Annotated in this window: 7 protein-coding genes; 3 read left to right on the forward strand and 4 right to left on the reverse strand. The window is 45.9% G+C overall.

Annotated elements, in window-relative coordinates; all coding sequences use genetic code 11:
• The first annotated feature begins 149 nt into the window (after nucleotides 1-149).
• Nucleotides 150-4,589 (forward strand): translocation/assembly module TamB domain-containing protein, encoded by a 4,440-nt coding sequence (locus tag KG118_RS09130; protein ID WP_117713103.1) that lies wholly within the window; start codon nucleotides 150-152, stop codon nucleotides 4,587-4,589.
• A 21-nt stretch (nucleotides 4,590-4,610) separates the two neighbouring features.
• On the opposite strand, the gene KG118_RS09135 is transcribed toward KG118_RS09130, so the two are convergent.
• From KG118_RS09135 to proS, 4 genes are all read right to left on the reverse strand, one after another.
• Nucleotides 4,611-5,513, reverse strand: coding sequence for a Ppx/GppA phosphatase family protein (locus tag KG118_RS09135; protein ID WP_117713104.1), 903 nt, complete (start codon nucleotides 5,511-5,513; stop codon nucleotides 4,611-4,613).
• 26 nt (nucleotides 5,514-5,539) lie between these two features.
• A complete protein-coding gene (locus KG118_RS09140) occupies nucleotides 5,540-7,588 on the reverse strand; it encodes an RNA degradosome polyphosphate kinase (protein ID WP_117713105.1) in 2,049 nt (682 codons plus the stop codon).
• Nucleotides 7,589-7,635: 47 nt separating this feature from the next.
• A complete protein-coding gene (locus KG118_RS09145; RefSeq protein ID WP_117713106.1) occupies nucleotides 7,636-8,775 on the reverse strand; it encodes a glycosyltransferase family protein in 1,140 nt (379 codons plus the stop codon).
• Between the two features lie 310 nt (nucleotides 8,776-9,085).
• The gene (proS, locus tag KG118_RS09150; protein WP_117713107.1) at nucleotides 9,086-10,579 is read right to left on the reverse strand and encodes a proline--tRNA ligase; all 1,494 of its coding nucleotides are present in this window, start codon (nucleotides 10,577-10,579) and stop codon (nucleotides 9,086-9,088) included.
• A gap of 368 nt (nucleotides 10,580-10,947) precedes the next feature.
• Between proS and KG118_RS09155 the strand changes: the two genes are divergently transcribed.
• Both KG118_RS09155 and KG118_RS09160 read left to right on the forward strand, forming a co-directional pair.
• Nucleotides 10,948-11,688: a TetR/AcrR family transcriptional regulator gene (locus KG118_RS09155; protein ID WP_117713108.1), complete on the forward strand. Its 741-nt coding sequence runs from the start codon at nucleotides 10,948-10,950 to the stop codon at nucleotides 11,686-11,688.
• 289 nt (nucleotides 11,689-11,977) lie between these two features.
• Nucleotides 11,978-13,042 (forward strand): toxin-antitoxin system YwqK family antitoxin, encoded by a 1,065-nt coding sequence (locus tag KG118_RS09160; RefSeq protein WP_117713109.1) that lies wholly within the window; start codon nucleotides 11,978-11,980, stop codon nucleotides 13,040-13,042.
• Nucleotides 13,043-13,064 lie beyond the last annotated feature (22 nt).

A 13,064-nucleotide genomic window follows, 5' to 3' on the forward strand; every position in this document is an offset into this window, starting at 1 on the left:
ACGTATTATTTCATATTTTTGTTGGCTGAATAAAAAATTAATCGCCTATCAGAACGCTGAAAACGACAGTACGCTGGGTAATCGGTATAGTATTGGGACTCTATATCGGAATAATTTTATTGCTGAACATTCCTTATGTCCAGCACCAGATGTCTGTACTCGTAGCCAATGAACTGAGCTCCGTACTGGGCAGCCGGCTTACTGTCGGGCGGATAAATATAGGTCTGCTGAACCGAATTATCATTGACGACCTGATGCTGAACGACCAATCGGGAAAAGAGTTGCTGAAAATAGGGCGTCTGTCGGCCAAGTTCGAGATACTCCCCTTGTTCAACGGAAGAATATCCATCGGAAACGTGCAATTGTTCAGTTTCAACGCCAGTCTGGAAAGACCTACCCCTCAAGCTAAAACCAATTTCCAGTTTATACTCGACGCTTTTGCTTCCAAAGACACCGTTAAGAAAAAAAGTAATCTGGACCTTCGCATCAACTCACTGCTGATACGTCGCGGAAGGGTATCCTATGATGTCCTCTCGGTCGGAAAGACCCCGGGGAAATTTAATCCGCAACACATCCGCCTGTCCAATATCCTTGCCAACATTTCACTGAAGGCGCTTCAAAGCGACTCTATCAATGCCGCCATTAAGCGAATGAGTGTTGAAGAGGAACACTCCGGCTTTGAGTTGAAGAAACTGAGCCTTAAGATAGTAGCCAATGACCAAAAGATGCGGATAGAGAACTTTGCCATTGATTTGCCCAACACTTCCCTGACAATGGACACTATCCGTATGGAGTATGACAGTCTGGGCTCTCTCGGCAATTTCACCGATGATGTCCGCTTCTCATTCCGTATGCTGCCTTCGGAAGTCGTGTTGCAAGACTTGGCAGCCTTTGTACCCGCTTTCAAACCTTTCAAAGAAACGCTACGGTTGGAAACGGAAGCCAGCGGAACAGTGAACCAACTTTATTGCCCGAAGTTGCTAATCTCTGCCGACAATCATTTCCTGCTGAAAGGCGATGTATCCCTGCAAGACCTGTCACACCCTCAGGACGCTTATATATTCGGCACTCTGTCCAACTTATACGCCGACCCGGAAGGCATCGCATTCTTTGTCCGCAACCTGAGCAAAGACTACAAGGGAGTTCCGCCGGCGTTGCGGCATTTGGGTACGGTATCCTTCCGAGGCGAGATTTCCGGGTACTTCACGGATTTGGTTACCTACGGTGAAGTACGTACGGATATAGGTACCATAAAGACAGACCTCAAGCTCAGTTCCGATAAGGAAAAGGGTTATTTCTCCTATTCCGGTGCAGTAAAGACCTCGGAGTTCGGACTGGGCAAACTGTTGGGTAACGACAAATTCGGGCAAGTAACCTTCAACATGGATGTCAAAGGAAACCATTACACCCAAAGATACCCGTCCATTACAATGAAAGGGCTCATTGCATCCATAGATTACAGTGATTATACTTACGAAAACATCACTTTGGACGGAGAGTACAAACAAGGCGGCTTCGATGGAAACGTATCATTCGACGATGAGAACGGCGCTATACAACTGAATGGCTCTATCAACACAGCCGGCAAGACTCCGACATTCAACTTTCGCGCCGCCATCAACCATTTCCGTCCAAACACCCTTCATCTTACCCCAAAATACAAGGACACGGAAGTATCCGTAAAAATAAAGGCCGACTTCACCGGCAGTTCCATCGACGACATGAATGGTGAAATAAACATAGACAGCCTGCAATACATCGCTCCCGACCAAAATTTCTTCATGGACAACCTGCGGATTGCCGCCACCCAGAATGACGAGCGTCAAAAACATCTGACTATCAACTCCAATTTCCTGCGGGGCACTATCGAAGGAGACTACTCCTATCAAACCTTGCCCACCAGTGTGCTCAACATCATGCGACGCTATATTCCCGCCTTGATATTGCCGGACAAGAAACCTAAGGAAACCGAAAACAACTTCTATTTCGACCTGCATATCTACAATACGGAGATACTGTCCACCGTATTCCAGATACCACTGAAAATATACACCCACTCCACACTGAAAGGTTACTTCAACGACAAGGCTCAACGACTACGTGTAGAAGGCTACTTCCCGCGGCTGAGTTACGGAGAGAAGTTCTTTGAATCGGGAGTAATCCTCTGTGAGAATCCGGGCGAACAGTTTCAGGCAAAAATCCGCTTTACCAATCGGAAGACAACCGGCGCAGTGAATGTCGCTCTGGAAGCCAAAGCCAAAGACGACCGGATACAAGCCATTTTCAACTGGGGAAACAGTAGCGCTGTGACGTATAGCGGCAAACTGGCAGCCGTAACGCAATTCATCCGCGAATCGTCTCAGAAAGCGGATAATGATAAACAACATACAAACCCCACTCACAAAGGCAAGAAAGACATTCCCGCTTTGAAGACGATTGTCAACGTTCAGGAAACAAACGTAATCCTCAACGACACTATTTGGAAGATACACCCGTCACAAATCGTAGTCGATTCGGGCAAGATACACGTCAACAATTTCTATTTCAGCCACAAAGAGCGTCATTTGCGTATCAACGGAACCGTATCCGAACAACCGGAGGACACCGTGCGCCTGAATTTGAAAGAGATAAATATAGGCTATGTATTCGATATTGCCGACTTAGGTGTCAACTTCAAAGGTGAAGCCACCGGCCCTGCATACGCCAGCGGCGTACTTAAAACACCGGTGATGAGCACAGACCTGTTCATCCGCAATCTCGGTTTGAACGAAGGGCTTTTGGGTGATGCCAATATACACGGTGAGTGGCATCACGACGTGAAAGGTATCTATCTGGATGCCCATATCCGCGAGGAAGACATCGCCAAAAGCCATGTCTACGGCTATATCTACCCCATAAAGCCCACCAGTTCGCTCGATTTGCAGATAGAAGCCGACAGCACCAACTTGAAATTCATCCACCACTATATGCAAAGCATCACTCCCGAATTCAACGGACGTGCCAGCGGCCATGTGCATTTCTACGGCAAATTCAAGGCGCTGACAATGGAAGGACGTGTATTCGGTGACGCTTCCCTAAAAGTAGATGTACTCAACACCACTTTCTCACTGAAAGACAGCATACTTATCGAACCGGGCGGACTTACTTTCCGCAACAACCGCATCTTCGACACACAAGGGCATCAGGGAAGAGCCAACGGTTACCTGCACTACCAACATTTCAAGAACTTGGAATACCGCTTCCAGTTTGACGTCAACAATATGTTGGTAATGAACACTAAAGAGTCTCCCGACTTCCCCTTCTACGGCACGGTATATGGCACGGGCAATGCCACCATTGCCGGTAATGCGGCAGAGGGAGTAAACATCGACGTGGCAATGACTACCAACCGCAACACCAACTTCACCTATATGAAAGAGGGAGTCGCTTCGGCAGTCAGCAACCAGTTCATACGTTTCGTAGACAAGACCCCCCGACGCGTGCTCCAAGATTCCATCGTGCTTATGTCTGAATACGAGCAGGCACAGAGAGAAGTCCGGGAAAAAGAAAGCGATACCGACATCCGCCTGAACCTTTTGATAGACGCCACCCCGGACGCTACCATGAAAATCATCATGGACCCCATTGCAGGCGACTACATCAGCGGAAAAGGTACGGGAAATATCCGCACCGAATTCTATAATAAAGGAGATGTGAAAATGTTCGGCAGCTACCGCATCAGCCAGGGAGTCTACAAATTCAGCTTGCAGGAAGTAATCCGCAAGGACTTCATCATTAAAGACGGAAGTACCATCACCTTCAACGGGCCGCCCCTCGATGCCACCCTCGACATTCAGGCCGGCTACCTTGTGAACTCCGCTTCGCTGAACGACCTCATACCCGATGCCAGCCACTACGTCAACCAGACCAGCATCAAGGTGAACTGCCTTATGGCTCTGACCGGACAACTCACCTCACCGGACATCAAAATGAGCCTGGAACTGCCCAACGAACGCGATGAAGTGCAGGCGTTGGTTCGGAACTACATTCCTACGGACGAACAGATGAATATGCAGATACTCTATCTCTTGGGTATCGGCAAGTTCTATACCCCGGAGAATGTGGATGCTACCGGCAACTCCAACATGATGTCGAGCGTACTGTCTTCTACCCTTTCCGGACAGTTGAACAATGCACTTTCACAGATTATCGACAGCAACAACTGGAATTTCGGCACAAACTTCAGTACCGGAGAAAAAGGCTGGACCGATATGGAGTTTGAGACAATGCTTTCCGGGCAACTCTTGAACAACCGCCTTCTTATCAACGGCAACTTCGGCTATCGCGACAACCCGATGGCAAACACGAACTTTGTAGGTGACTTCCAAGCAGAATGGCTCGTAAACCGTTCCGGCGATATACGCCTGAAAGCGTATAACGAAACCAACGACCGCTACTACACCAAGACCAACCTCACCACCCAAGGCATAGGCATCGTGTTTAAGAAAGACTTCAATAAGTGGAACGAGTTACTTTTCTGGAACAAGTGGAAATTGAAAAGATTAAAAGATTCCCGTTCGGAATCGCAATCCAAACGGGAAAGAAAATAATCAGAAAGTTCTGATGTGTGACTATTGAGGCAAGCTCTTAGCGTACAAATTATCAATTATACCGTCTGCCAAACCTATGACAGGCACATGGATATATTCCGCTTTCACCACCTCTGCAATTGTAAGGAAAATCTCTGCGGCAGGCACAATAACATCTGCACGGTCGGCCTTCAGACTGAAAGTTTCCATACGCTGTTCGGGAGTAAGCGGTTGCAGTTCGTCATACAAAGACTGTAAAGACTGAACGAGCAGGCGTAGTTTCTTCTTATCCTTTTTATCGGCAAGGCGATACAGTTTATTGATATTACCGCCCGAACCGATGATATTGATTCCTTGGAAGTCTGCTGTAAGACGCTGCAAGTCATTTTTCATTTGTTGCCAGCTCTCCGCCTTAACAGCATTGCTCAGCATACGCACCGTACCTATATTATATGAAAGCGACTGTACCAGTTCACCGTTTGTCAGCAAATTGATTTCCGTACTTCCGCCGCCTACATCCACATAGATGTAATTTCCCATACGGTCTTCCAGACATTCTATATGATTATTGTATATCATCCGCGCTTCTTCCTGCCCGTCAATGACTTCAATATTGATGCCCGTATCTTTCAGTATCTTTTTGATGATAGACTTTCCATTCTTCGCGTCGCGCATGGCAGAGGTAGCACACGCACGATAATCCGTCACCTCGTATATCTTCATCAACTGACGGAAAGCCTTCATCAAGCGGCGCAGCTTCACGGCCTTTACATCGGAAACCTCTCCCAAAGCAAAAACATCAAAGCCCAGTCGCAGCGGAACACGGAGAAGCATCGCTTTAGAAAGACGCTTGTTCACCAAATTCTCATCTTCTTTCACCTTTTTAATAAGCAGCCGCACGGCATTGGAACCGATGTCGATAGCAGCGTAACATTTCCCATTCATTCTCTTTACTTATATTTTAATACATTCTATTCTTTGTAGCTCTTATAAAGTTCCTCTTGCGAACGGAACGGGACATCACTTTCCGTAGTCCAAGAGCGATTCTCTCCGCTTCCATCGACAATACTTCCCTGACAATTATCACGAAGGCCGAATTCGATGACCTTACGCAAATCGGCTTTAATCTGCGCATCGTACACGGGAGTTATCACTTCCACCCGATTATCCAGATTGCGCGGCATCCAATCGGCAGAACCGATGAAAGTCTTATCCTCTCCGCCCGCCGCAAAGATAAAGATACGCGAATGCTCCAGATAGCGATCTATAATGCCGTTGATGCGTATCGTGTCACTCACACCGGGAATACCCGTTACCAGGGAGCAGTTGCCGCGTACCAGCAGCCCGACAGGCACACCGTTGGCAGAAGCCTCATAGAGTTTTTTCACCATAGCCGCGTCCGTGATATGGTTTATCTTGGCAAAGATATAAGCCGGTTTTCCGGCTTGTTTGTTCTTGATTTCATCGTTTATCAGCTTTACGAACTTCTGTTTCATCTCATTGGGCGAAACCAACAGTTCCTTGAAACGTATAGGTGAATAAGGCTTCTCGATGAATGTAAATACGGAATTGACATCATGCACCACATTGCGCGCAGCGGTCATCAGCATATAGTCGGTGTACATACGCGCATTTCCCTCGTGAAAGTTTCCCGTACTGATACAAGCTATGTCATTCCCTGTTTTCATGCTGATATGGGTAATCTTGGAATGGACTTTCAGACCTTCCACTCCGAAGATTACATGAATGCCTGCATCCTGCATCTTTTTAGACCAACCGATGTTGGATGCCTCATCAAACCGTGCCAAGAGTTCTATAACCACCGTTACCTTCTTCCCGTTACGGGCGGCACAGATAAGGGCTTTCACCACTTTTGAGTCTTTGGCAAGACGATAGAGTGTTGTCTTGATGCTTTTCACCTCTTTGCTGACCGCGGCTTCCTGCAACACGCGAATATAATAATCGAAGCTGTGATAAGGCACATGGATAAAGCGGTCTCCTTTCTGTATCAGCCTCAGCAGACTCTCATTACTGTCCAGTTCCGGTTTTATAACAGGCTCCCATGCTGGATATTTCAAATCCTTGCGTCCGCAATCCGGAAACGACATCAAGTCCTTATGGTTGTGATAGCGTCCGCCGCCCAATACCGTATCCAGCTTGTCCAGATTCAGTTTGTTCATCACACGCTTCAACACATCCCTCGGCATATCGGCATCGTAAATCACTCGCAAGGCATCACCTTTCTTGCGGCTCTTCACTCCTTTGGATATTTTTTGCAGCATACCGTTGCGCAAGTCATTGTCTATCTCCATTTCCGCATCCTTTGTAAATTTGAATGCATATGCCTTGAAAAAGACATAATTCAGCCCGGAGAAAATCATCGGCAAGCAGTAGCGGATTACATCATCCAGATACATCAGATAATTCCTGCCTTCCTTGTCCGGCAAACGCACAAAACGTCCGCACTCAGCTACGGGGAGCGCAATCAGCGCATAATCAAAACTTTTCCGTCCTTCGGCCTGCATCTTGACAGCCAAATAGATGTTTTCATCCGTCTCATCGGTCAGTTGCCTGACTGCCGAAAGCCATACAGGGCTGACAAAGCCACTCAACCTTTGACGGTAAAACTGACGTACAAACCGTTGCTGTCCTTCGTCCAGTTCGTCCTCTTTCATCAGGAAGATGTTTTCCTCACTCAACTGCCGGGTCACTTCGTGAATGGCGTGTTCATACTCTTTGGCGTACTTGTTATTCAGCTTGTTGATTTGCTTGATGAGTTGTCGCGCCTGCTCTCGCTCCGAGCGCAGGCTTTTATCCTCGCACTCGGCAATACGGCTGAGCGTAGCCATGCGGACGCGAAAAAACTCATCCAGATTGTTGGAATAAATGCCGAGGAAGCTCAACCTCTCCAATAAAGGTACTTGTGGTTTGGTAGCTTCCTGCAAGATACGCCGGTTGAAGTACATCCAACTCAAATCACGTGCCACGTACGCTTCCGATAATGTTTTCTTATTAATCATCTGTATATATTTATCAATGATTCGGCGGCAAAAATATGCAACAAGTATTACAATGCCATGTCGGGCATATTACAATACGGATAAGGAAAATTCCGTGCCGGATAATGTGACAAGGACATCCCTGCCTCTATATGATTCATAATCCTCCGGTCACAACTCCGTACCCAATAACGGAATTGCGCGTCCGGCTTGTAACTTTCGGAGAAGTCCAGCAATTTTTGTAAGTCAAATCCGTCAGAGACAATACCCGCACCCGTACGGGCGGCATCGTATGCGTTGCAATCCTGTTCGATATGCGCGGGAACCATCAGCAAAGGTTTGCCCAAATACATCGCTTCACAAACCGATTCAAACCCGGCAGTCGTGGCATAAGCCTTGCAGCCTGCCATGTAGCGCAAAAACTTCACGTCGTCAATCTGATGAAAACTCAGCGTGTCATCCACCTTGCACACTTCAGCTTCGTCCGGCTTGTCCCAAAAGAAATGAAGCGGAACTTGCGGATGCTCCCCATGCCACACCTTTATGTTTTCACCAAAACCGGAATTCACCATATATCCATGCAAGTAATCACCCTCCATACCCTCACAGGAAAGCACTTCACGACGAAGCAGTGGCGGCACGACGCGAATACGGGCGTACTCGTCATCTTCCATGTCACGAAAAGAGAGCGCAAGTTTTTGGGAGGCTCCTATACAAGTGAGGCGGGTGAAGAAACGCAAAAGCCACAGGCTGCCCCTGCCTTTGTCGGGAAACTCGAAATCACGATGCAGAAAGAGGTACTGATGTCCTATACTGATTTGGGGTACAGACGGACGATAGAGCAGATAAGTCAGCCCGGTCAGCAGCTCATAAAAGTTGATGACCAATTCCGCCCCGGTTTCTTGGATGCGCTGATGGATGTAGTGCATACTGCGCAAATAAGAAGGCGCTTTTATAAAATTGTATGCCACACTGCGCGAAAGGCTCACCCGCTTATTGGCAGGTGTAGGCAGAAAATTGGGACTGAGAAAACGCTTCACCGGGGCATGAATGCTACGATTGAAGAATCCGGGCAAATGACGGAAGTTACTCTTGCCTACCAACACTTCCACTACTTCGTGTCCGTTGCGGCGCAAAAGCCCTTCCATGGTAATCGCTTGGGTGAGATGTCCCCTCCCCTCTCCTTGAACAATAAAAAGAACCTTCATCTTGATACAGTTTATATTTTGTTTACTTTACGCTTTCTATAAAAAGTCACACCGGCGTCGCACAGGTATGACTTCAAGAGAATTTATGGAATTGTCATACGTAAAAAGGATGAAATATCTCTTTTCTTTTTAACGATACAAAGATGTCCGAAAACTGTTTCAGAAGTGTGTGGAGAAGGTTACAATTTCATCTCACAAGACAAAAAAACATAAGGTATTAATACGAACTTAAGCTATCGTTCTGAATGACAAAACAATAGCTTAAGTTCGTATTAACACCTTATGAACTTATCGGAATAATAATATCCTATTAATAAGAACGTGCAAATATCACGCGGCAGGCAGACGGCTTACCCGTCACCATGCACTTGCCCGGTTCTTTGTCGCCCGGCACAAAAGATTCAAACGGAATGCAGCGGATAGTGGCTTTGGTTTCTTCCTTAATCTTCTCTTCGGTTTCGGTTGTTCCGTCCCAGTGAGCCAGAATAAAGCCGCCTTCTTCAATCTTTTCCTTAAATTCGTCGTAGCTGTCCACCGTAGTAATGCGGCTGTTACGATAATCCAACGCTTTCTTGTAGATATTTGCCTGAATTTCTTCGAGCAGGTCTTTTACGTATTCTTCGATGCCGTCGCAAGAACAGGTTTCTTTTTCCAGCGTATCGCGGCGCATCACCTCCATTGTATTGTTCTCCAAGTCGCGACCACCCATAACCAGACGAACAGGCACACCCTTCACCTCGTAATCGGCAAACTTGAAGCCCGGACGCTTGTTGTCGGCATTGTCGTACTTCACGGAGATACCCATTGATTTCAGTTTGGCTACAATACCGGCAATCTTCTCGTCAATCTTGGCAAGCATTTCGGCATTCTTGTAGATAGGTACGATAACTACCTGTATCGGAGCCAAGTGCGGAGGAAGTACCAGACCGTTGTCATCGGAATGTGTCATGATAAGCGCACCCATCAAGCGAGTGGATACTCCCCAAGAAGTGGCCCATACATATTCCAGTTTGTTCTCTTTATTTACGAACTGCACATCGAAAGCCTTGGCGAAGTTCTGTCCCAGGAAGTGTGAAGTACCGCTTTGCAAGGCTTTACCGTCCTGCATCATCGCCTCGATTGTATAGGTATTGAGAGCGCCGGCAAAACGTTCGTTGGCAGATTTCACACCTTTCACAACAGGCACTGCCATATATTTCTCGGCAAACTCGCCGTAAACGTTCAGCATACGTACAGCTTCTTCCTCAGCTTCTTCGCGAGTGGCGTGTGCCGTATGTCCTTCCTGCCACAAGAACTCTGCGGTACGCAGGAACAGACGGGTACGCATTTCCCAACGGAATACGTTTGCCCACTGGTTGCACAGGATAGGCAGGTCGCGGTAAGAGTTAATCCAGTTCTTGTAGGTATTCCAAATGATAGTTTCCGAAGTAGGACGGATGATGAGTTCCTCTTCCAGCTTTGCAGCGGGGTCTACCACTACGCCGCCGCCATTGGGGTCGTTCTTCAAACGGTAGTGCGTTACTACGGCACACTCTTTGGCAAAGCCTTCTACGTGTTCCGCCTCACGGCTGAGGAATGATTTCGGAATAAGTAAAGGAAAGTAAGCGTTTACGTGTCCTGTTTCCTTGAACATATCGTCCAGCTGACGCTGCATCTTCTCCCATATTGCGTATCCGTAAGGCTTGATTACCATACATCCGCGCACAGCCGACTGTTCTGCCAAATCGGCCTTTACCACCAACTCGTTGTACCATTGAGAATAATTCTCGCTACGTTTGGTCAGGTCTTTCAATTCTACTGCCATTCTATTTCGTTTTTTAAAGTTTTCTATTCTGATTCATTAAACGGAGTGCAAAAGTACAAATTTCTGTGCGAAAAGTGTTTATTGTATAAACACTATTTTTTGCAGACTTTGTGAATACTTACTTTTTCCTCCCCCTCCACCCGATATTCCCCGTAATAAATAGAGAGATGACGATTTACTAAATCTCCGGCAACGATTTACTAAATCTTCCCCATCGTTTTAGTAAATCTTCCCCAACGTTTTAGTAAATCTCTATTTACTGCATAAAACCCGCCCGAGGATTGCTTGTAAAATGTAAAACACCTATATTTGCAACAAAACCATCTATAGAAAAACGGATATAGAGCCGGTGTAAATATGATATAAGAATGAAGCAGGAAGAGAAAAAAACTCGAAACAGACGAACCAATGAACAATTAGACAGGGATGTGATGTCCGAACTCGAAAAACTTGTGGCGGAACAGGGTTTCGGCAATGTCAATCTAAGCACCTTGACGAAAGCCGCAGGAATGGAAGCCAACGTATTCTATAGAAGGTACGGTTCGATGGATAATCTCTATGACAGACTTGCCAAGCAATATGACTTCTGGATGAACAATGCCATCGATATTTCCAACTTGAATGTATTGGGGCCTAAAAAGTTCTTCGCTGAAACATTCAAGATACTCTTCAGGAACTTGTCCGACAATCCCGTTATGCAAAAGCTGTTGCTTTACGAAATGTCAGTCGTCAATGATACCACAAAAAGAACGGCGGAAACGCGGGACATCATGAACCTTAATTTGATTACATATTACGAAACGCTGTTTAAACCTGCAAAAGTCAATATCAAAAGCATCGCCGCAATCCTAATCGGAGGTATTTACTATTTGATACTTCATAAGGAGTGTGCCAAAATCTGCACGATAGACTTTAATACCCCGGAAGGAGAAAAAGCCTTTTCAGAGGGAATAGACTTCTTGACCGATACCATTTTCAATAGATTGGAAGCGTATGAAAGAGACAGGAACGCAGTCCGGCAAATGCTGGCTGACGGCATAAACGAGCTAAAGATATGCAAATACATGGGCATTAGCAAGAATGACTTGAAAATGTTGCTCTCAAAGTAACCACGGTACAACTTTTTATATAGCCATATTTTATATGGCTATATTTTTTTCTCACAATGCGATTGGAATAATCGTGTTTCCATTTTCAAAAGGATTCATACAAAATAACATTCAACTATAAATCAATAGATTGACAGATATTATAATTATGTAACCATCCAAAATACAGGTAAATTTATTTAGTTCGAATTATATAATAATCAAAACACATATCATATTTATAAGCAAAATACTTTTCTTATAATTTATTTATGCTACTTTTGTCGATTGAGTAATAAAACAAAAAAGCATGAAGAAAATTATGTTACTACTCCTTTTCGGAGTAATGGTACTTACGAGTACGGCACAGGAAAAAGTTTACCAAATAGAAGAAATCACCGTTATCAACTATGGGGATGGCCGGATGCTCTTTCGCCTGAACAATGAAGAAAAGACCCCGCTCAACGGCTCTCACCGCCTGATTGACGGCTATCACTCGGAGTACATTCTCGCTGACTTTAAGGATGGCATGTATCATGGTGATTACCGACATTTCAAAGAGAACAAACTACTTGAAGAGTGCCGTTACAAAGAGGGAAACAGGGATGGACTATACAAGCGCTATTATGGTGACGGACAGACCGTGCAAAGTGAGCGAACATTTATAGACGGCAAAGTGGACGGCGTGAGCAGGACGTATCACTCGAACGGCAAAGTTGAAACCGAAAAAGTATATAAGTTAGGAATTGAAGATGGTTATGACCGGCGATACGGCAGCGACGGCGCTCTGACGCTCGACGAATGTTATAAAGACGGTAAACGCGATGGCAAATGGACTCAACACCTGTCGAGTAACCTCGGTGACATGGTTCGCATCAGCTTCTACAAGAACGGCTTGCCCGACGGTCAGTGGAGCGAAACGTGGAAAGACGGCAAGCCCCGTAGCAAAAGCAGCTATAAAGACGGCAAAAAAGAGGGTGTCTGGATTAGATATGGTAAAGGCGGCAAACCCGAAAAGTCTACCACTTACAAAAACGATGAAAAGAACGGAGAAGAGATTACTTATTTCACTGACGGCACTCCTGAAAAGTCGTCAAACTACCTCAATGGCAAATTGAACGGAGTAACAAAGGAATTCTATTTTGAATCAGGCAAATGTAAATCGGAATATACTTTCAAGAACGGTAAGCGTGAAGGAGCATATAAACGTTACTTTGATACCGGAAAGTTGCGGGAAGAGGGTCGTTGTGAAGCTGATAGCGAGGTCTATCGCAAAGAGTATTACGCTAACGGCAAGCTCAAATCGGTTGCCGAGCGAAAGGGCGGAGGTTGGAGTACCATTGAAAGATATGATTCGGAGGGTAACAAAGAGTAAAAAAGGGAAATTGAAAAAAATA

This window comes from Bacteroides propionicigenes (assembly GCF_018390535.1).
Classification (GTDB): Bacteria; Bacteroidota; Bacteroidia; order Bacteroidales; family Bacteroidaceae; genus Bacteroides; species Bacteroides propionicigenes.